17 protein-coding genes are annotated in these 21,979 nt (G+C 49.2%); 12 read left to right on the top strand and 5 right to left on the bottom strand.

Annotated elements, in window-relative coordinates; all coding sequences use genetic code 11:
- Window positions 1–124 precede the first annotated feature (124 nt).
- The 4 genes from Q7C_RS03660 to Q7C_RS03645 are packed head-to-tail and all read right to left on the bottom strand — an operon-like array spanning window position 125 to window position 7,189.
- Complete coding sequence (locus Q7C_RS03660) at window positions 125–1,549, bottom strand: efflux transporter outer membrane subunit (RefSeq protein ID WP_014703348.1); 1,425 nt, start codon at window positions 1,547–1,549, stop codon at window positions 125–127.
- On the bottom strand, window positions 1,550–4,720 hold the full coding sequence (locus Q7C_RS03655; protein ID WP_014703347.1) for an efflux RND transporter permease subunit: 3,171 nt from the start codon (window positions 4,718–4,720) through the stop codon (window positions 1,550–1,552). It lies immediately after the preceding gene.
- Window positions 4,721–4,732: 12 nt separating this feature from the next.
- Entirely contained in the window at window positions 4,733–5,941 is a 1,209-nt protein-coding gene (locus Q7C_RS03650; protein ID WP_238532342.1) for an efflux RND transporter periplasmic adaptor subunit, read from the bottom strand.
- Between the two features lie 39 nt (window positions 5,942–5,980).
- Window positions 5,981–7,189 carry an MFS transporter gene (locus Q7C_RS03645; RefSeq protein WP_014703345.1) on the bottom strand — a complete coding sequence of 403 codons (1,209 nt, stop codon included), beginning with the start codon at window positions 7,187–7,189 and terminating at the stop codon, window positions 5,981–5,983.
- Between the two features lie 77 nt (window positions 7,190–7,266).
- Here Q7C_RS03645 and Q7C_RS03640 point away from each other — a divergent pair, with 77 nt between their 5' ends.
- On the top strand, window positions 7,267–8,178 hold the full coding sequence (locus tag Q7C_RS03640) for a LysR family transcriptional regulator (RefSeq protein ID WP_014703344.1): 912 nt from the start codon (window positions 7,267–7,269) through the stop codon (window positions 8,176–8,178).
- 20 nt (window positions 8,179–8,198) lie between these two features.
- Here the strand turns inward: Q7C_RS03640 and Q7C_RS03635 are convergent, their stop codons facing one another.
- Window positions 8,199–9,254 carry an NAD(P)-dependent alcohol dehydrogenase gene (locus Q7C_RS03635; protein WP_014703343.1) on the bottom strand — a complete coding sequence of 352 codons (1,056 nt, stop codon included), beginning with the start codon at window positions 9,252–9,254 and terminating at the stop codon, window positions 8,199–8,201.
- A gap of 271 nt (window positions 9,255–9,525) precedes the next feature.
- On the opposite strand from Q7C_RS03635, the gene rfbB reads away from it, so the two are divergent.
- From rfbB to Q7C_RS03580, 11 genes are all read left to right on the top strand, one after another.
- Window positions 9,526–10,599 (top strand): dTDP-glucose 4,6-dehydratase, encoded by a 1,074-nt coding sequence (gene rfbB / locus Q7C_RS03630; RefSeq protein ID WP_014703341.1) that lies wholly within the window; start codon window positions 9,526–9,528, stop codon window positions 10,597–10,599.
- Window positions 10,596–11,480, top strand: a complete 885-nt coding sequence (gene rfbA / locus Q7C_RS03625; protein ID WP_014703340.1) for a glucose-1-phosphate thymidylyltransferase RfbA — start codon at window positions 10,596–10,598, stop codon at window positions 11,478–11,480. The genes rfbB and rfbA overlap by 4 nt, the downstream gene beginning before the upstream one ends.
- A complete protein-coding gene (gene rfbC, locus Q7C_RS03620; RefSeq protein WP_014703339.1) occupies window positions 11,480–12,025 on the top strand; it encodes a dTDP-4-dehydrorhamnose 3,5-epimerase in 546 nt (181 codons plus the stop codon). Before rfbA ends, rfbC begins: the two co-directional genes overlap by 1 nt.
- The gene (gene rfbD, locus Q7C_RS03615) at window positions 12,026–12,886 is read left to right on the top strand and encodes a dTDP-4-dehydrorhamnose reductase (protein WP_014703338.1); all 861 of its coding nucleotides are present in this window, start codon (window positions 12,026–12,028) and stop codon (window positions 12,884–12,886) included.
- Between the two features lie 73 nt (window positions 12,887–12,959).
- On the top strand, window positions 12,960–14,915 hold the full coding sequence (locus tag Q7C_RS03610; RefSeq protein WP_014703337.1) for a polysaccharide biosynthesis protein: 1,956 nt from the start codon (window positions 12,960–12,962) through the stop codon (window positions 14,913–14,915).
- Between the two features lie 34 nt (window positions 14,916–14,949).
- Window positions 14,950–16,851: a glutamine--fructose-6-phosphate transaminase (isomerizing) gene (gene glmS / locus Q7C_RS03605; RefSeq protein WP_014703336.1), complete on the top strand. Its 1,902-nt coding sequence runs from the start codon at window positions 14,950–14,952 to the stop codon at window positions 16,849–16,851.
- Window positions 16,852–16,902: 51 nt separating this feature from the next.
- A complete protein-coding gene (locus Q7C_RS03600) occupies window positions 16,903–18,069 on the top strand; it encodes a nucleotide sugar dehydrogenase (RefSeq protein WP_014703335.1) in 1,167 nt (388 codons plus the stop codon).
- Window positions 18,070–18,379: 310 nt separating this feature from the next.
- A complete protein-coding gene (locus Q7C_RS03595) occupies window positions 18,380–18,763 on the top strand; it encodes a MarR family EPS-associated transcriptional regulator (RefSeq protein WP_014703334.1) in 384 nt (127 codons plus the stop codon).
- The gene (locus tag Q7C_RS03590) at window positions 18,747–19,928 is read left to right on the top strand and encodes a DegT/DnrJ/EryC1/StrS family aminotransferase (protein ID WP_041366482.1); all 1,182 of its coding nucleotides are present in this window, start codon (window positions 18,747–18,749) and stop codon (window positions 19,926–19,928) included. The genes Q7C_RS03595 and Q7C_RS03590 overlap by 17 nt, the downstream gene beginning before the upstream one ends.
- Window positions 19,929–19,935: 7 nt before the next feature.
- On the top strand, window positions 19,936–21,249 hold the full coding sequence (locus tag Q7C_RS03585; protein WP_202946514.1) for a polysaccharide pyruvyl transferase family protein: 1,314 nt from the start codon (window positions 19,936–19,938) through the stop codon (window positions 21,247–21,249).
- Window positions 21,246–21,953 (top strand): WbqC family protein, encoded by a 708-nt coding sequence (locus Q7C_RS03580; RefSeq protein ID WP_041366480.1) that lies wholly within the window; start codon window positions 21,246–21,248, stop codon window positions 21,951–21,953. Before Q7C_RS03585 ends, Q7C_RS03580 begins: the two co-directional genes overlap by 4 nt.
- The last annotated feature ends 26 nt before the right edge of the window (window positions 21,954–21,979 follow it).

Here is a 21,979-nt window from a genome sequence, read left to right as displayed (position 1 = left end):
CACTCACTTACCTGCACGATTGTAGATTCAGCACAGCAACAACGCTTGCCTGAAACTGCAGGCTTATTGTCTGATGCTACAAAAAAGCGCCTGTTTTAATGACAAAAACCGGCAGTGGCAGTTCTCAGCTCTTAGCTTTGACCTGCCAGCCACCACCCAGCGCTTTGTATATCGCTATCAGATTTAATACCGCGCTGATCTCACTATTGGCCAGGGTGTCTTCGGTTTCCAGCAGCGTTCTTTCGGCATCCAGCACATCAAGAAAATCATCATAACCCTCGTCAAAGCGCTGTCTTGCGAGTTCTGCAGAATGCAAGGCTGACTTGGCTGCCTGTTGCAAAGTGGCACGACGCTCTTCCTCACGGGCAAAATCGCTGACGGCAGTCTGGGTCTCTTCCAGTGCGGCTAATACGGTTTTATCGTAAAAGGCGAGTTGTGCCTGACTACGGGCATCGGCTTGATCAATCCGGGCGCGGACGGCATCGCGGTTAAACACTTGCCATTCCAGTGATGGTCCGACTGATCCTGCCAAAGCCGAAGTGCCGAAACTGCTCAGATTAGTGGCGACAAAGCCCAGTGAGCCGAGCAGGCGAACAGTAGGAAACAAGTCCGAGACGGCGACATTGTAGGAAGACACGCTGGCAGCCAGCGTTCTTTCTGCTGAGCGGATATCAGGGCGGCGTTTCAATAACGAACCCGCGTCACCCACCGCTACCGTCACCGGTAATTCCGGTAAAGCTTGCTTGGCGGATAGTTCTGCTCGCAGGGCGTCCGGCACCTGGCCGGTTAATACCGATAAACGATTGATAGCAGCGGTCACTGCTGCCTGTAGGGGCGGTATGGTCGACTTGGTCAGCGTTAACTGGGTTTCCGCCCTGGATACATCCAGCGCGGTGGCCCGGCCACCATCCAGCAGCACCTGAGTCAGTTCGTAAGTCTCCGCCTGGTTTTGCTGGTTACGCTCAGCGATATCAAGTCGATGCTGGGCACCGCGCAGTTCCACATAAGCACGCGCGACCTCGGCAGCGATGGTGACATAAATCTGCTGCAAATCAGCGCGTGCTGACTCGGTCAACGCTGCCTGTGTTTCAATACGCGATGAAATGCGATTGAATAAATCCAGTTCCCAGCCAGCATCAAAGCCAGCCTGGAAGTTGTTATTGGTACGGGGCAGGTTATTACCGCTGACGCTTTCCTGAGAGTTCAGGTTTCTGGACGCATCTGCCGCGGCATTCACCGAAGGTTGACGGTCATAACCGACTTCTCGGCTCAATGCTCTGGCTTCCTGCAAATTAGCGTAAGCAATGCGGACATCCGGATTGGCCTCCAGCGCCTGTTCAACCAGACTGGATAAGCGTGGGTCACTGAACTCATCCCACCATTCAATGACCGGCGCGGTGTTCGCCTCGATACGGGCATTATCTGCCTGCTCCAGGTCAAGCTGTTGCAGAGACTCAGGGGCCTCCGGCGCTTCATAATCACGAAATGAGGCACAGCCACTGGCGACCAGGCTGACACCGATTAAAGCCGTTATTAAACGCAGTTTCATTTATACAGTCTCCGAAGACAGTTTTTTCGAGTCTTTCTTGGTGCCGATAAGTGCCAGTTTGCGACACAACACATAGAACACCGGCGTGAAAATCAAACCGAATGCAGTCACACCCAGCATGCCCGAGAACACGGCAACGCCCAGCGCCTGCCGCATTTCAGCGCCGGCACCGGTAGCAATCACCATCGGCACCACGCCCAGAATAAAGGCAAACGAGGTCATCAGAATCGGGCGCAGGCGAAGCCGCGCTGCTTCCACCGCAGCCTGCCACATATCACGGCCCTGATCTTCCAGTTCCCGGGCGAACTCGACGATGAGGATGGCATTCTTGGAGGCGAGCCCCACCAACACCACCAGACCTATCTGGGTCAGGATGTTGTTATCCATACCGGCTATGTAAACGCCGGTGATCGCAGATAACAGACACATCGGCACAATCAGAATGATGGACAGAGGCAGGGTCCAACTCTCATATTGCGCTGCCAGTAGCAAGAAGACGAAGACTACCGCCAGCACAAAGGCCAGCACCGCGGTGTCACCGGTCGATTTTTGCTGATAGGCAATCTCAGTCCATTCATAGCCAATGCCATCCGGCAGGATCTGATCAGCCAGATCTTCCATCGCGTTCAAAGCTTCACCGGAACTGAAACCAGGGCTGGCACTACCCATTACACCGGCAGCCGGATACAGGTTGTAGCGGGGCACACGGGAGGGACCGGAGGTATTTTCCACAGTGGCAAAGGAACCGATAGGCACCATGTCGCCGTCATTATTTCGTACCCGAATCCGCAGGGCATCATCAATGGTCAGCCGCTCTTGTGCTTCAGCTTGGGCTGTCACTCTAAAAGTACGCCCCAGGTAATTGAAATCATTGATATAAACTGAACCAATGAACACTTCCAGCGCTTCAAACACATTATCAACGGGCACACCCAGACGCTCGGCTTTATTACGGTCAATATCCAGGTAAAGCTGCGGATTATTGGTATTAAAGAAGGTGTAGGCCGCAGTGGTGGCCGGATTATCCGGGCTGTTTGCTGCTGCAGCCATATCAATAGCTGCCTGCTCCAACACCTTCAGACCACGACCGCCCTGATCCTGCAGCATCATTTTAAAGCCACCGGCATTACCGATGCCTGGCACCGGGGGACGCTCAAATACGGCAATACTGGCGTTTTTGAACGAGGCACCCACAGCCCGCATATCACTGAGGATAGTCTGGTACTCAATGCCTTCAGCAATACGCTTATCAAAGGATTCCAGTGGCGTAAAAATCACCGCCGCATTGGACTGCAAGGTTCGTGTGGCACCAGAGAAACCGGTGAAGCCAACGGTATTGGCCAGGCCCGGCACTTTGAGCATTTCGCGGGTCACTTCCTGAACGACTTCATCAGTTTCGCTCAGTGATGCACCCTCAGGCAGGGTAATCGACACGATTAATGAGCCCTGATCCTGTGACGGAATAAAGCCAGTCGGTACCCGGTCGAATTGAAATGCAGTCAGCGCCATCAATCCGCCATAGATCAGCAGCATGATAAAGCCCATGCGGATGGTCTTGCCGACAAACCAGCCATAGCGCTCTGACAGCCCCGACATACCTTTATTAAAACCATTGAAAAAGGCTTTGACTGGCGACTTATACCATTTGACCGGTTTGTCATGATTGGGATCAACCTTCATCAGGATAGCCGCCAGCGCCGGAGACAGGGTCAGCGAGACAGACACCGAGATCAGAGTAGCTACTGCGACCGTCAGACCAAAGGCCTGATAGAAGCGTCCGGAAATACCTTCCAGGAACATGGTAGGCAAAAATACCGCTACCAGCACCAGGCCCATGGCAATCAGCGCGGTGCCGACCTCGTCCATGGTCTTGCGGGCAGACTCGCGGGGCGAGAGGCCGTTGCGCAGATTTCTTTCCATGTTTTCGACAATGACAATGGCATCATCGACTACAATACCGATGGCCAGTACCAGCCCGAACAGGGTCAGGTTATTCAGAGAGTAGCCCAGCGCTGACATCACCGCGAAGGTGCCGATCAATGACACCGGAATAGCCACAATGGGAATGATTGCCGCGCGCCAAGTCTGTAAAAACACCAGAATAACTATCACTACCAGGAACACGGCCTCGTAGACCGTGAACTCCACGGCTTCGACTGATTGCTCGATAAACTCGGTAGGGTTGTAGGCAAATTCGTATTCAATACCCGGCGGAAAATCAGCCGCGATATCTTTCATCTCAGCGATCAATGCTTCGGTAGTGGCGATCGCATTGGAGCCGGGGCGTTGGTAGATAGGTAAGGCCACGGCAGGCTTTTCGCCGAGGTAGCCTTTGGTCACATACTCCTGCGCACCCAGTTCAACGCGGGCCACGTCTTTCAGCCGGACAATCCTGCCTTCATCAGCCTTGACAATGATGTCACCGAATTCTTCAGGCGATTCCAGGCGTCCCTGAGTCTGCACGATATATTCATAATAATTCTGATCGGTCTGCGGGGCGCTGTTCAGCGTACCACTGGCAACCTGGACATTCTGGCTACGCAGGGCACTGATAATATCGCCGGCCGCAATCCCGAATGATTGCAAGAGATCAGGCTTGAGCCAGATCCGCATGGCGTAATCGGCAGCACCAAACACACGGACATCACCGACACCCTCAATCCGACGCAAACGATCACGCACATTGAGCACGCCGTAGTTAGCCAGATAGTTCTGATCATAGGTGCCATCCGGGGAAGACATATTGACCACCAGCATCAGATCCGGCGTGTTTTTGCGGGTGGTCACGCCCATACTGCGCACCACTTCTGGCAGGCGCGGTTCGGCAATAGCGACGCGGTTTTGCACCAACACCTGAGCCGTATCCAGATCCGTGCCTAGTTCAAAGGTAATGGTCAGCGTCATGCTGCCATCGGAAGAGGCTTGCGAATCCATGTACAGCATACCTTCGACACCATTCACTTCCTGCTCGATCGGCGTCGCCACTGTTTCTGCCACGGTTTCGGCTGTAGCACCGGGGTAGCTGGCCGAAACCTGAATGGTCGGCGGGGCAACAGAAGGGTATTGCTCAATCGGCAACGTCAAAAAGGCCATGACGCCGACAATTACCGTGATGATAGAGATCACGGTGGCGAAAATCGGCCTGTCGATAAAGAATTTAGGAAATTGCATCGTCAGTACTCCTTATTCCTGCTCGGCGACGTCAACCGCTTGCGAGGCGTCTTCGTTGTGAACGATGGTTTCGATTTCACGCCATTCCAGTTCGGTCATATTGGGACTGACGACTTGCTGGGCCTGCCGAATACGCTGAATGCCGTTGACAACCACACGTTCCTCACCAGTGAGGCCGGTGCTGATAACAATAAAGTCGTTATCGAGCAAGTTGCCGACCGTAACGTACTGGCGTTGCACCTGGTCATCGCCGTTGACGATGTAGACAAATTTCTTGTCCTGATCGGTGTTGATGGCGCTTTCCGGCACCAGCACCGCCTCATAATTGGCGCGGCCCAGTAACCGGGCACGGCCGAACAGGCCGGGGTAGATGATGCCGGCATCATTATTCACCTCGGCGGTGGCCTGAATGGTGCCGGTGGCGCTATCGACAGCATTATCGACGAAGTTCATCTTGCCATGGTGGTAAAACTTGTCTTCGTCCATCAACTTGATATAAATCGGATTAGGCGCGGTATCACTACTGGGGCGTTGCCCCGCTCGGTCCAGGCGGATGTATTTAAGCAGATCGCCTTGTGAGCCCTCAAAACGAAAATGGATCGGATTGGTGCTGACGATACGAGTCAGGATGGTTTCGTTTTCTTCCACCATATTGCCAACATCGGCAAAGCTGTCACTCACCTTGCCATCAATGGGAGAAATTACTTCGGTAAACTGTATCTGCAGACGCGCATTGTCGAGTGTCGCCTTGGCAATTTGCAGCTCCTGAAAACGGCGATCTACCTCTTCCTGGGAAATGGCTTTGGTTTCACGCAGGTTACTGGCCCGTTCCCATTCCTTTTTCGCCAACTGGTGCTGGGCTTCCACGCGTTGTAACTCATAGCGGAACGGACGTGGGTCGATGACAAACAGGACGTCGCCTTTTTTCACGGTTTGCCCGTCTTTGAACTTTTTCTCCACCAAATAACCGGTGACACGGGCACGAAGTTGTACATTGCTGATGGCTTCAAAGCGGCCGGTAAATTCGTCCCAGTCGGTTAGTTGATGTTTGAGGGGCAGGGCAACATCAACTTCAGCTGGCGGCGGAGCGGCTGGAGTTTGGGTCGCTTTGGCGTCGGTATCGTTACAACCAGAGACCACCAGGGTCAACAAAGTGAGAAAAGCAAAATAGGAAATACGCATCGTTGACTCTCCAACAGTTAATGCTTGATAAAAATTCATGTTAAACATCGTAAAGTTAATAATTGGTTAAAGCCTTCATCACCGCGCCTGCTGGCGTAGATAAACAAGCAAACCGGCGCCAGTCAGGCAGGCCAGCGTGGTCGTCACCATGAATGCGCGGCTTTGATAGTCAGGCAGTAATGTCACGAATGACGTCATCAATTGCCCGGAAAAAACGGCCATCGCATAGTAAGACAGGTTTTTGCCACGCGCCTTGCTGGCACTGCGCATCACGGTCATGTGATTGAGTAGCGGGATACTGAAACCAAAGCCGATGCCATTGCCTATCGCGGCCATGATCAACAACCCGGTGGCATTGCTCTGCCAGAACAGACAGTGCGCTGCGCCATAGAACACAAAGGCCAGCATCAGCAAGCGAGTTTCCCCCAAACGTAAAGCCAACAACGGCATGCAATAGGCTGAAAGCATGGCAATAAAAGAACTGAAGGCCAGCAGATACCCGACTTCGGCTTCACTATAACCATCGGCAGCCAGCGTCACCGGCAACACCACCACCGTCGAGAAAAAGATCAACATCGATAAGCCAGTGATAAAAAAGATCAGCCGTAACGGCATGTCCGCCGCTTGTTCAAGGGCAGTCAATGTCTTGTCATCACTTTCGTTAATGGCAGGATGATGCGAGGGGACATACTGGCGCAACATCACTAAAAACAGCCAGGCGAAAAGATAAATGCTCAAGGGCAAAGCCCAGTGCAGGCTGGCAAACACGCCGCCCAGAAACAGGAACACCACACCGCCTATCTCAATGGCCATACCCTGTTTGGCTATCATCGCCAGGCGCGCCTCGCCGCTGAACCATTGAGAAATAAGCATGGTCGTGGCTGCCATGACCATGACTGTCATCCCTCCCAACATCAAGCGATCGGTGTAGATCCAGCCCGGGCTGTGCAGCCAGATCAGCATCACGCCCAACAAACCGTAGCAAAACAGACCGACTGTCAGGCTTCGGTACGCGCCCACGCTGTCAATGATCCGGCCTGCCAGCGGCGCAAACAAAATAGCGCCTAGAGCCGGCAGCGTCATCAACCAGCCCGGATGTGCAGCCACATTCAGCGCTGCGGCGATCTGGGGTAGGCCGGGAGCAATGACTGCACCGACCATAATTGTCAGGCTGGCGATGCAGAGCAGCGTCATAATGGCAGAGCTGGATAAAGACGGTGTTTTGTCCATGGCAGTTTCTGTTCGACTCCGTTCGTCAAGCTGGATAAGAGAAATAATGTTTTGCATCAGCTTACGGCGAACAAAGCTATACCAGAAATGTTATTTTTATATGGCAGTAATACATATTTTGTATAGGAAGGCCTATGGACCTTAAAATGCTCCGCAGCTTTATCAGCGTCGCCAATCATCAGAACTTTTCTGCTGCGGCCAGAGAGCTGCATACCGTACAGCCCGCTATCAGCCGTCATATCGCGCAGCTTGAGTCGTCTCTCGGGGTGTCCCTGTTTGTCAGAAATTCGAGGGAAGTGATGATCACTCCGGCCGGCGAGCAGTTGCTGCAGGATGCACAGCACATTCTCAAGCTGATTGAAATGGCCAGCAGCAATGTCAAACGCGCACATCATGGCGAAATCGGTACGCTCAAAATTGCCCATATGCCTTCTGCCTGCCTGCCATTTATGGCCACTCTGGTAAGTACTTACCGCAAGGTCTTTCCTGATGTCCATGTCAGCCTGTTTGAGATGACTGTCAGCGAACAGCTGTCTGCGTTTGAGCAAGACAGTATTGATATCGGTTTTTCCAGACCCATGCCCAGCAGCCTGGTGGATAGCTTTGTCAGTCATGACATCTATATAGATCAGCTCGTCGTCGTGGTGAACGAGAACCATCCACTGGCCGCATACAAAATGGTCAGGTTGGAACAACTGCAAAAAGAACCCTTTATCCTATTTAACCGTGATGAAGCGGTGGGGTTGTTCGACGACATTATTCTGCTGTGCCGCGAATCCGGTTTTTCTCCCAACATCATCAGTCAGCCTCGCCATATGCAGACACTGCTGACCGAAGTCGCTGCCGGTCTCGGCGTCGCTATCGGACCACAATGCATTACCAAGCAACACACTCAGGGCTGTCACTTTCTGACCATAAGTGAAGTCGACAAAGCGATTCCCTTGCAGTTGCACTACAAACGGAGCAATCACTCAGCCATCGTCAAACCCTTTATTGACAACACCCTGAAACTGAAACCGGATATTGAAACAAGCATGAATCGCTGAGCTTGTTGATTACGCCGGTATCAGTCGTTGACGAGAGCCAGTGAAGCCATATCAATAACAAAGCGATAGCGGACATCCGATCGCTCCATACGTTCGAAGGCGTCATTGATTTCATCCATTTGAATCATTTCGCATTCGGGCAAAATGTTCATGCGAGCACAGAAATCGAGCATTTCCTGGGTCTCTTTAATGCCGCCAATCAAGGAGCCGGCTACCCGACGGCGGCCCATCAGTAATGGTGTCGTTTGAACTTCATCAACTGGACCTAACTGGCCGACCAAGGCCAGGGTGGCATCGACGTCCAGCAATGGTGTGTAGGGGGTCAGATCATGTTTGACCGGCACTGTATCCACAATCAGGTCAAAACTGGATGCTGCGGCTTCCATTGCGCGCTCATCGCTGGATACCAAAAAGGCATCGGCGCCCAGCTCCCTGGCATCGGCTTCTTTGCTGGCCGAGCGGCTGATCACGGTGACATGGGCTCCGAGTCCAACGGCCAGTTTAATCGCCATGTGACCCAGGCCGCCCATACCGACCACGGCAACGCGACTGCCCGGGCCCACACCCCAGGTTCTTAACGGCGAGTAAGTAGTGATACCGGCGCAGAGCAGGGGCGCGACCCGTGACAGGTCGAGACCGTCAGGAACACGCAGCACAAACTCTTCGCGGGCGACCAGATGTTTGGAATAGCCACCGTGGGTAATCGCGCCGTCAATGCGATCCGGCGAGCCGTAGGTCAGTGTCATGCCCTCCCGGCAAAACTGTTCCTCGCCGTTATGGCATTGATCACAGTGCTGACAGCTATCGACCATACAACCGACGGCTACGTGATCACCGGTCTTGAATTTGGTCACGTCAGTGCCAACGTCAGTCACGCGGCCGATAATTTCATGACCGGGCACAAGCGGATAAACTGACCAGTCCCAGTCGTTACGTGCCATGTGCAGATCGGAGTGACACACACCGCAATAGAGAATTTCCATGGCGACATCATTCGCCCGCAAGGCCCGGCGCTCAAAGGCAAATGGCGCCAGCGGACTGGCTGCGTTTTGTGCAGCATAAGCAACAGTTTTCATAAAAGTCTCCAGACAAATATTGACAGGCGTTTAAAGGATATAAGTTAAATGTTGTAGTGTTGTTTGTTATTCATATAGTTACTGGCTTATATAATAAAAAAGTGGGTAATCTCTGGCTTGCCTAAAAAAAGTTTATTCTTGCCTGATTCTACAAATATGGACGTTATTGAGGATGATGACGAAAAGCGGCACAGCATGACTAAACCGGAATAAAAACAGCTTGAGTGATAACAACGCGATCATTAACAACGACTCAGGTAAACTCACCGGAATGAATGCCAAGACCTTATTGATTACAGGCGGTGCCGGCTTTATCGGTTCTGCATTAATCCGTCATTTGATAAAAACGACGGATTATCAGGTTATTAATATTGATAAGTTGACTTATGCTGGCAATCTGGCCTCGCTGGCACAGGTCGTTGACCATCAGCGATATCATTTTATTCAAGCAGATATTGCCGATGCCACTAGAATGCAACAGCTGTTTGCCGATTATCGACCCGCGGCGATTTTGCATTTGGCGGCAGAGTCACATGTTGATCGCTCAATAGATGGGCCCGCCGCATTTGTACAAACCAATTTAATTGGTACCTACACACTGCTGGAGGCGGCGCGAAGTTATTGGACAACATTGCGCGGTTCAGAGCAGCGACAGTTTCGATTTCAACATATTTCGACGGATGAAGTCTTTGGAACGCTGGGTGAACATGGCCTGTTTTCGGAAGCCAGCCCCTATCAACCCAATTCACCCTATTCAGCAACTAAAGCGGGCAGTGATCATCTGGTTCGGGCATGGCATCACACCTATGGTTTGCCAGTATTGGTCACCAATTGCTCAAATAACTATGGCCCTTATCAGTTTCCGGAAAAATTGATTCCACTAATGATTTTAAACGGATTAGCTGGCAAAAGCTTACCGGTTTATGGTGATGGTCAACATATTCGTGATTGGCTTTATGTTGAAGATCATGTTCGGGCACTTCAGCTTATTTTGGAGCAAGGCCGGCCGGGCGAAACTTATAATATTGGTGGTCAGAATGAGCGCACTAATCTTGAAGTCGTCAATCAGATTTGCTCAACGCTCGACAGCTTGCAACCGACTACATCAGGACGCACGTATCGGGAATTGATTCAGTTTGTCACAGATCGCCCCGGCCATGACGTACGTTATGCAATTGATGCCAGTAAAATTCGTCGTGAACTAGGCTGGCAGCCACGAGAAGATTTTGACAGCGGATTACAGAAAACGGTGCAGTGGTACTTGGATAACCATGATTGGTGTAAGCAAATCCAAAATGGTCACTATCAGCAGCAGCGGCTTGGCCTGCAGGAGCTGGGATTATGAGTCAGCGCAAGGGTATTTTACTGGCGGGAGGCAGTGGCACACGGCTATATCCAGTCACGCAATCCGTCTGTAAACAATTGTTACCCGTCTACGATAAACCAATGATTTATTATCCGCTGGCAACCTTGATGCTGGCAGGGATACGGGATATTTGCATCATTTCAACACCGAAAGATACGCCACTGCTTCAGGCGCTGTTAGGCGATGGATCAGACTGGGGGATCGCGCTGCAATATCGGGTGCAAATTGAACCTAAAGGTATCGCTGAAGCGTTTACGATTGCCGACAGCTTTATTAATAATAATCCGTGTGCTTTGATTCTGGGTGACAATCTGTTTTATGGACATGAGCTGATGGAATTAATGCAGGATGCGGATGACCGCAAAGACGGCGCCAGCGTTTTTGCCTACCCGGTCAGCGACCCGGAAAGATATGGAGTCGTTGAATTTGATAAAGCCGGTAGTGCAACGCATATTGAAGAAAAACCGGCTCAGCCGCGTTCCCGTTATGCTGTCACTGGCCTGTATTTTTATGATAATCAGGTGCGGGACATCGCTCAAAACCTGACGCCTTCTGCGCGCGGCGAACTGGAAATTACCGATGTGAACCGCCAATATCTCAGTGCAGGACAGTTGCATGTTGAGGCAATGGGGCGCGGCATGGCGTGGCTGGATACTGGTACCCATGATGCATTGTTGGATGCTTCTACTTTTATTCAAACCATTGAACGCCGACAAGGCTTGAAAGTGATGTGTCCGGAAGAAATCGCTTATCGGATGGGCTATATATCGGCTGAGCAATTATTGGCGTTGGCAAAACCGCTCGTTAAAAGTGGCTATGGCGCCTATTTGCAGCATCTGGTTAATGAGACCATTTTCTGATGCAAGTCATGGATACCGCGATACCCGAAGTCAAACTGCTGAAACCGCGTGTTTTTGGCGATGCTCGTGGCTTTTTTATGGAAAGCTATAATAAACGCACCCTAAAGGCGCAGTTAGGGCTTGATCTGGAATTTGTGCAGGACAATCACTCCCGATCCATGCAAGGCGTATTACGTGGTCTGCATTATCAAATCCAGCAACCACAAGGTAAGTTAGTGCGTGTTCTCAGTGGCAAGGTATTTGATGTAGCTGTCGATTTACGCCAACACGCCGCCAGTTTTGGTCAGTGGGTAGGTGAAGTACTCACTGCTGAAGGGCAGGAACAACTCTGGATTCCGCCCGGTTTTGCTCATGGTTTTTTAGTGCTTAGTGAAACGGCAGATTTTATTTATAAAACAACCGATTACTATGCACCCGAGTTTGAGCGAACAGTGCGATGGGATGATCCCCAATTGGCAATTGATTGGCCATTGACCAACGCGCCACAACTGTCAGAAAAAGATCGCCAAGGTCGCTTATTTGCTGATGCTGAGGTTTATCCCTGAATGAAAGTTCTGTTACTGGGTGCCTCTGGTCAGTTGGGCTGGCAATTACAACGAAGCTTATCGCTTGTCGCTGATTGTCATTTTCTGACCCGCGCCCAACTGGATCTGGCCAATAGTCAGGCGATTCAATCTTTGCTTAAGCAGTTGCAACCAGACTGGGTTGTCAATGCGGCGGCTTATACCGCCGTCGATAAAGCCGAGTCAGAACCGGCATTAGCCACTCAAATCAACGCTTTAGCACCGGCTGTTATGGCAGAGACATTAGCGAAAAATGGTGGTCGTCTACTGCATTTTTCAACCGACTATGTATTTAACGGACAAGGTGCCACACCATGGCGTGAAACGGATCCGACGGCGCCGCTCAACCAATATGGCGCCAGTAAACTGGCCGGTGAGCAGGCGATCACGGCCAGTCAATGCCAACATCTGATTTTGAGAACCGGTTGGGTATATGGCGAAAATGGGCAGAATTTTTTTAACACGATGCGCCAACTTGCCAAAACCCGATCCACATTATCGGTGGTCGATGACCAGATCGGTGCGCCTACCTGGAGTCGTCATTTGGCTGACACTGCGGCGCAGATGCTGAGGCACTTCCAGCAGTCAGGTATCTACCATGTATCTGCCTCGGGCCAAACCAGTTGGTATCAATTTGCTAAAGCTATTTTTGAAGCGTTAAGTCAACAGGGCCACAACATCCCTCTATTAGAAGCGGTCACTTCAAACGATTATCCTGCTATTGCCCAACGTCCAGCCTATTCGGTCTTGAGTAATCAAAAGTTAAAAGAGCATTATGACTTGTGCTTGCCTGATTGGCGACAGAGTTTACAGTGGGTATTACAATCTGTTGCCCTACCATGATGAAACATTTGGGTTCAGTGAGTTTGGCATGGAATAATGCCAGTTTACTAACGGACAGGGATCCCTTCTGATAGTGCGTCGTTTAGCTCTTCGATTAAGTGACTGGTTTTTAGCTCGGCCACGCATGGTCAAGCGACTGATCACGTTGTCCGTTGATTATACTGCGGTGATGCTGGCTTTATGGCTGGCCTATTGCCTCAGACTGAGCACGATTTATACCCCGCCGCCGCAGCAATGGTGGTTATTCCTGCTGTCGCCGCTGTTAGCAATACCTGTTTTTGCTCGCTTCGGGCTTTATCGCACGGTGATTCGCTATATTGGCCTCGATGCCATTTGGGCAATATTAAAAGCTATCACTCTCTATACTCTCATTCTTGCTGTGGTCATTTTATTAGCAAGAGAATATGCGGGTTTGGTTCCCAGAACCATTTATGCGATCAACGCGATTTTGCTGGTTTTGATGATCGGTGGCAGCCGTATCATGGCGCGTTGGGCGTTTACCCGTCAGCAAATTTCCTCTGAGCAACGTCGAAAACAAGCTGAGTTTTTGCCGCCGGTGATTATTTATGGTGCGGGTGCAGCCGGTGCCCAATTGGCGGCGATATTAAAAATGGGTAATCAATTACGGCCCGTTGCTTTTATCGATGACGATCAAACTTTGCATCATCAACAAATTAATGGACTAACCGTCTATGCGCCCAGCGCATTGTCGAGCTTGATTAAGCGCTTTGAAACAGCAGAATTACTGTTGGCCATGCCCTCGGTATCTCGTCGACAACGTCAGCAGATTTTACAGACACTGGAGAGCTATCCTGTCCGGATTCGCACCTTGCCGGGCATGAGCGAAATCGCGCAGGGCAAAATCAGTGTTTCGGATATTCGCGAGGTGGAAATCGGCGACTTACTTGGTCGTGAGCCAGTGGCGCCAGATACCGTGTTGTTAACGCGTAATATCACCGATAAAACCGTCATGGTTACCGGGGCTGGGGGATCGATTGGCAGTGAGCTGTGCCGGCAGATTATTCAGCAGCAGCCGAGACAACTGGTGCTGTATGAAATCAGCGAATATGCCCTTTATGAAATCGAAAAATCGTTGCACCACCTGGGACGTGATGTACCGATTGTCAGCCTGTTAGGGTCGGTGCTGGATAAAAATCGGTTGCAAAAGGCCTGTCAGCATTTTGGTGTGCAAACGATTTATCATGCCGCTGCCTACAAGCATGTGCCGATGGTGGAAAAAAACATCACGGAAGGGGTGCGTAATAATGTGTTAGGGACACTGAACACGGCATTGGCAGCGATGGCAGCTGAAGTCGAAACGATGGTATTGATTTCGACTGACAAAGCGGTGCGGCCAACGAATACCATGGGCGCAAGTAAGCGATTTGCTGAATTGATTTTACAGGCGCTGGCGACCAATGAACCGCAATCAGCCACCCGTTTTACCATGGTCCGATTTGGTAATGTGCTTGGCTCGTCAGGTTCGGTCATCCCCTTATTTCGCCAGCAAATTGCCAATGGTGGGCCGGTCACAGTCACGCATCCTGACATCATCCGCTACTTTATGACCATTCCCGAAGCCGCGGAGTTGGTTATTCAGGCTGGGGCGATGGGTGAGGGCGGAGATGTGTTTGTGCTGGATATGGGTGAGCCGGTAAAAATCATAGATTTGGCGCGCCGATTGGTGCATCTCAGTGGTTTGTCGATCCGAGACGAAACCCGACCTGACGGCGACATTGAAATTCAGTTTACCGGTTTACGGCCCGGTGAAAAGCTCTATGAAGAATTGCTGATTGGCAGTCATGTTGCTGTTACCAGACACCCTAAAATCATGCGTGCCGAAGAACAGGTGATTATCTGGCCGGTATTGCAGGACATTCTGGACCAACTGTCGGCAGCGATTGAACAGGACGATTACGGCCAGATTCGTGCTTTGTTGCTGACGCATATTGATGGTTTTACGCCGCAATCCGATCCAGAAGATTGGTTGCAGAGTCAGCAGGCGATGTCAGCGTCAGGTCAGGTATAATCAAAGTTAATAAAAGCAGGGGACGAATTTAGCTGTGTGTGGCATTGTCGGTGGTATTGCAGAAAGAAACGTAACGCCAATTTTAATGGAGGGCTTACGCCGTCTGGAATATCGGGGCTATGATTCTTCGGGTTTGGCATTGATTACTGCCGAACAACAGCTTGAGCGCGTGCGTTCCTTGGGTAAAATAAAACAGCTGGAACACAAAATCGAGGCGTTGACTTCACCATTCTCTGGTCATGTCGGCATCGCGCATACGCGCTGGGCCACTCATGGTATTCCTGCGGAACACAACGCCCATCCGCATATCTGCAATCATCGGGTTGCGGTAGTTCATAATGGCATTATTGAGAATTACCAATCACTCAAGCAACAACAAAAAGCGCAAGGTTATCGATTCACTTCTGAAACGGATACCGAAGTTGTTGCTCACGCTATTTATCAAGCCATGTATCAGTCGCCAACGGCAGATAAGCCATTGCAAGACAGTCTGTCTGCTGTACGGGAAGCCTTGGCGCAATTTCAAGGTGCTTATGCCTTGGGGGTGGTGGCAACCGATGATCCAGAAACGTTGATTGCCGCCCGAAAAGGGAGCCCGCTGGTGATTGGTATTGGGATTGGCGAACACTTTATTGCTTCGGATGTTTCGGCGTTATTGCCAGTGACCCAGAATTTTATTTTTCTTGAAGATGGCGACATTGCACGGATTAGCCGTGACAAAGTCGATATTTTCCGGTCAGAGACAGGTGAACCCGTTGTTCGGCCCGTGAAAGAATCTTCACTCAATATCACCTCAGTCGAACTTGGCGAGCACCGCCACTACATGCACAAGGAAATTTTTGAGCAGCCTCAGGCGGTAGTCGATACCCTCGAAGGTCGATTAACTCAGGATCAGGTGCTGGTTTCCAGTTTTGGGCCATTGGCAGAGTCTATTTTCAACCGTCTTGACCGCATTCATATTATTGCCTGTGGCACCAGTTACCATGCCGGGCTGGTTGCACGTTACTGGGCTGAGGATATTATTGGATTGCCGTGTCAGGTTGAGGTGGCCAGTGAATTTCGCTATCGAAATCCAGTCATTGAAAATAACACGCTATTTGTCACCATCAGCCAATCTGGGGAAACCGCCGATACGCTGGCGGCACTGCAGCAAATTAAAGCAATACGGCAGCATGGAAAACGGCAAGAACGGCGCTTGGATAATATATCGACCTTAAGTATCTGTAATGTTGCCGAGAGCAGTCTGACGCGCGAAGCCGATTTAGTGTTTTTAACCCATGCGGGCCCGGAAATTGGGGTCGCCTCGACCAAAGCGTTTACCACGCAGTTGGTGGCACTGGCCTTGATGCTGACCAGTATTGGCAAAGTCCAGAACCGGGTGGACAGTGAGCGTGAACGGTTGATCAGTCAGGGCCTGCAAAAATTGCCAAATCTGATCCAGCAAGCACTAATCAATGAAGCTGAAATTCAGGAAATCGCACGAGATTTTGCCGATAAACAGCATGCCTTGTTTTTAGGTCGCGGTACCATGTATCCGATAGCCCTTGAAGGGGCGCTGAAGCTGAAAGAAATCAGTTACATCCATGCTGAGGCCTATCCGGCGGGGGAGTTGAAGCATGGCCCGCTGGCCTTGATCGATGAGAGTATGCCGGTTATTGCTATTGCGCCCCTGGATGACTTGCTGGAAAAACTGAAGTCCAATTTGCAAGAAGTCAAAGCCCGGGGCGGACAAATGATTGTCTTTGAGGATGAACACTCAGATCTCAGCTCTGAACCGAGTTTTAAAGTGGTTAAAGCTACTTCCAATGTGGGCCGTATCACGGCGCCGATAACCTATAACATCTTATTGCAGCTACTCAGCTACCATGTGGCGTTAATTAAAGGTACTGATGTCGATCAGCCACGTAATCTCGCCAAATCTGTCACAGTTGAGTAATGTAGCTATGTCAGACTGACTGGCTGAGATGAGTGTTTGCGGGATAACGCAATGAAAATAGCAGTTGCCGGAACCGGCTATGTGGGTTTATCGCTGGCAGTCTTACTTGCCCAACACAACGAGGTCGTCGCCTTAGATATTGATGCGGCTAAAGTCGATTTGCTCAATCAGCAGCAATCGCCGATTGAAGATGCTGAAATACGGTATTACTTGCAGCATAAATCGCTAAATCTCACCGCGACCCTTGATAAAGTTCAAGCGTATCAAGATGCCGATTTTGTCATTATCGCTACGCCAACCGATTATGATCCTGATACGAATTATTTCAATACACACAGTGTTGAATCTGTCGTCGCTGATGTACTGGCGATTAACCCGAATGCTGTGATTGTTATCAAGTCGACGGTGCCTGTAGGCTATACGTCGGCATTGGCTGAACGGTTTCAATCTGAAAATATTCTCTTTTCGCCTGAGTTTTTAAGAGAGGGCAAAGCCCTTTACGACAACTTGTATCCCTCGCGCATTGTGGTGGGTGAACAAAGCGAACGGGCTGATGAGTTTGCCAAATTGCTGATTGCAGGCGCGGTAAAGACCGATATTCCAGTACTGTTTACCAACGCAACCGAAGCCGAAGCCATCAAGTTGTTTTCGAATACTTACCTCGCCATGCGCGTGGCGTATTTTAATGAACTGGATAGCTATGCCGAAATGCATGGCCTGAGTACCCGGCAAATCATTGAAGGCGTCGGATTTGATCCGCGCATTGGTAATCATTACAACAACCCCTCATTTGGCTACGGTGGCTATTGCCTGCCGAAAGATACCAAACAGTTGCTGGCCAATTATCAGAATGTGCCTAACAATTTGATTCGGGCGATTGTCGATGCCAACACCACGCGAAAAGACTTTATTGCCGAGCAAGTATTGCGACTCAAGCCGAAAACCGTCGGTATTTATCGGCTGGTCATGAAACAAGGCTCAGATAATTTTCGAGCCTCAGCAATTCAAGGCGTCATGAAGCGGATCAAAGCCAAAGGCGTCGAGATTATCCTCTATGAGCCGGCACTTAAGGAAGACACTTTTTTTAACTCTCGGGTAGTGCGGGATTTGACGACATTTAAGAATGACGCCGATGTCATCATCGCCAACCGGCTCACCGATGACATCATGGATGTACGCGACAAAATTTATACGCGCGACTTATTCGGTCAGGACTAACTCCTCAATGTCACTGACTTACTTGTCGTAAGCAGGCTGGATAGCTACTATCAATAGCGGCATGGATGCCAAGCAAAATCAACTGAGCAGCGGATTCTTCATGGATGACGAGGCGCGTTCAGGGCATTCATGCCGCCTGTTATTGACCGCCACCTGACCAAACACGCCACATTTTTACAAACCCAAGTGTCAGATTATTTTTAATTCCCTCTTTTTTGTTGGGAAAAAATCCTATTTTTATTTGGGATTATTTACCAAGTTGGGAAACTGCTGTAATGTCTGTTCAACAATTGAACAGATGGTTTTACGGATGCTTACAGACGAAACGCGTTACCGAATCATAAAAAGTATCGAGCAAAATCCCGAAATTAGTCAGCGTGAGCTGGCTGAAAAGCTGGGTATCAGTCTTGGTAAAGCTAATTACTGCATCAAGGCGCTGATAGAAAAAGGCATCGTCAAAGCCAGTAACTTTCGAAACAGCAAAAACAAACTTGCTTATCTCTACAAGCTGACGCCGAAAGGTATTGAAGCCAAAGCAGCCATCACCGCCAAGTTTCTAAAAATAAAAATGCGTGAGTATGAGCAACTTGAAATAGAAATAGAGGAGCTGAGAAAAGAGTCGCTCAGAAGTAACTCTTCAGCGACAGTCTCCGACCACAACCCCAAAGAAGTGCAAAATGAAGAAAATAAATAGTCCGGCAGATCTCGCCATAAATGGCGCTTCTCCAGCCTTTAGCGAAAAGTTGCATGTCGGGCGACCTAATATGGGGGATAAGAATGAGTTTCTTAAATACGTCGAAGATATATTTGAAAGCAAATGGCTCAGCAATAACGGCCCACTCGTGCAACAGCTTGAGCAGAGAATAGCGCAGCATCACCGAGTCAAACATTGTGTTGCCATGTCTAATGGTACGGTTGCACTTGAGATAGCTATTAGAGCCCTTGAACTGAAGGGGGAAGTTATCATTCCTTCATACACCTTCATTGCCACTGCGCATGCTCTGCACTGGCAAGCGATCACGCCGGTTTTTGCAGACATTGACGCTGGGACACATTGCCTTGATCCTGAGTCAGTCCGAAAAATGATCACACCCAACACAAGTGGCATCATTGGTGTTCACCTTTGGGGACATGCAGCACCGGTAGAAGAATTACAAAATATTGCAGATGAACATAACCTGAAGTTGATGTTTGATGCCGCACACGCTTTTGGTAACTCTCACAAAGGCAAAATTATGGGCAATTTTGGCGAAGCCGAAGTGCTCAGCTTTCACGCGACCAAGTTGTTCAATACTTTCGAAGGTGGCGCGGTTCTTACCAATAATGATGAACTCGCCAAAAAAATGCGCCTGATGCGTAACTTTGGCTTTGGTGGAGTAGACAACGTTATCTACCCTGGCACCAATGGCAAATTGACAGAAATTTGTGCCGCTATGGGTCTGGTCAATATGGATAATCTCGACTCGGTGATTGAACACAATAAATCGAATTACCTCGCCTATCAGCGAGGGCTCGAACGGCTGCCGGGAATCAGTATTTTCCGCTTCGATGAAGCGCAAAAAAACAATTACCAATACGTGGTGATGGAAGTCGATGAGGCATGTCCTGTTTCACGGGATGACATTGTTAAAGCCCTGCATGCTGAAAATATTCTTGCTCGAAAGTACTTCTGGCCGGGATGTCATAACATGAAGCCATACAAATTATTGTTTCCTCACGCTGGCATGCTGTTGCCGAACACCCAGGCTATTTCAGAACGCGTGATAGTTCTTCCAACGGGAACAAACTTAAATATTGATGAGATAAACACTATTACGACAGTAATTCGCACTTTGTTAATCAGTCATGACGAACCATAAAATCATCATGAAAATATTACTTATTGGTCAGTGCACTTTGCATTGGGGCAGGATGGAGTTTGGTAATGTCGGCAATTACTACATTATCGAACCGTTCATAAGAGAGCTACGTCGTGTCTTTCCTGCGGCGAAAATAAAAACAACCATGCAGATGAGTTCGAGATTCTGTGAATCTGAGGGTGTTACAGTTCTTCCAATGGAGTTTTACTACGGTTGGTCATCAGACGATTTAGCAATCGCGCGTAAAGAATTCTCAATTGCCAATCATTACTATCGGAATGGTGAGTTAACTGAGATAACCCCATTTATAAGAGAAATACTGGATACAGACCTTGTCATAGATTTCAGTGGCGATATATGGGGAGATAATGCTGACTTTCTTGGCCAAGATAGGTTTGAGGTTGGTCTGCTGAAAGATCGTGTGGCCCAGTTGATAGGTAAACCAGTCGTGATGTTGGCTGGTTCTCCCGGACCTTTTAATTCCGACAAAAATCTGAAGTTGGCAAAAGAGGTTTATGCAAATTTCTCGTTAGTGACTAACCGTGAACCCATTAGTACAACACTACTCCAAGAACAAGGGTTCGATACGAGTAAAACGCACTCATTGGCTTGTCCGGCGTTTTTATTTGAGCCTGCCCCTCAAAGGGATATCCAGCTATTACCCGAAGTGGAAGAACTCTTTAGCCAGAGGCGACAAAAGCCCATTGTCGGTTTCATCCTATGTGGTTGGAACTTTGAAGAGGGCCCTTTCGACAAATCCGGTCGTGTCGATGATGAGTTCACACGTTTTGCCGAAGCTGTCGAATATCTCACTGAAGAGAATAATGTGAAAGTTTGTTTGATGTCACACTCTAATGGATTTGATATTCCACCAGCCCCTTTTAGGCTTAAGCATGGCCGTGATTACGACACCATCAAGCAGCTTGAAAAAGTGCTGAAAGACAGAGGAATAAGCAAAGATTTTTGCGTGCTCAATCAAGTCTACGATACTTGGCAAATAAAAGGCATCGTAAGAGAGCTCGATATGCTTGTCAGTGGACGGGTACACGCTGCTGTTGCTGCTCTTTCTCAAAATATTCCCACGGTTATTATTGATTATGGTCACGAGCCCAAGGCTCATAAACTCTCTGGTTTTGCAGAGACGGTTGGAGTCAGCGAATATGTTGCCAATCCATGTTCGAGTGAAGATCTAAAAGCAACAATCAAACGCTGCTTAACAAAAAAAGATCAATATAAGCAGTTCTTGGAAAATCGTATTCCAGAAGTGAAGCAACTCGCCAGAGAAAATTTCAACGTTCTCAAAAAATATGCCCGGTTATGAGTAAACGCATCGCAATCATGCAGCCTTATTTTCTGCCATATATTGGATACTGGCAGTTAATGAATGCTGTTGACCAGTTTGTTATTTATGACAATATTCAGTTCACCAAAAAAGGCTGGATAAACAGAAATCGTTTTTTACTAAATAGTCAACCTCAAACGTTTACTCTTCCGCTCAAAAAAGACTCTGATTATCTTGATGTGTCAGAGCGTTACCTTTCAGATATTCATGATGAACATGTAAAAAAATTGCTCAGACAATTTGAGGCAGCTTATGCGAAAACCCCACATTTTTATGAAGGGGTAAAGTTACTTAGAGAGTGTCTGTTATTTAATGATAAAAACTTATTCAATTTTGTTTATCACTCAATTAAAACTGTGAGGGATTACTTGAGCATAGACACTGAACTCGTCATCTCATCCTCTCTGGATATTGATCATGATTTACGATCAGCAGAAAAAGTAAAAGCTATTTGTCACAATCTTAATGCTGATACTTATATCAATCCACATGGGGGGGTAGACCTTTATGATAAAGATGATTTTGATGCTGAGAACCTCACGCTGAAGTTTCTTAAACCACAAGAAATTGAATACGACCAAAACCAGAGTGGGCACACACCTTGGCTATCAATTATTGATTTGATCATGTTTTGTAGAAAATCAGAAATTCAGCAAAAATTGAGCGAGTTTGATTACCTATGAGCGTAAATGGTTACAAAGTCGAGTGG

It is taken from the genome of Methylophaga frappieri (genome assembly GCF_000260965.1).
GTDB lineage: Bacteria > Pseudomonadota > Gammaproteobacteria > Nitrosococcales > Methylophagaceae > Methylophaga > Methylophaga frappieri.
The sequence above is the reverse complement of the archived record's forward strand: the minus strand, read 5'-3'. Positions and strand labels throughout refer to the sequence as shown.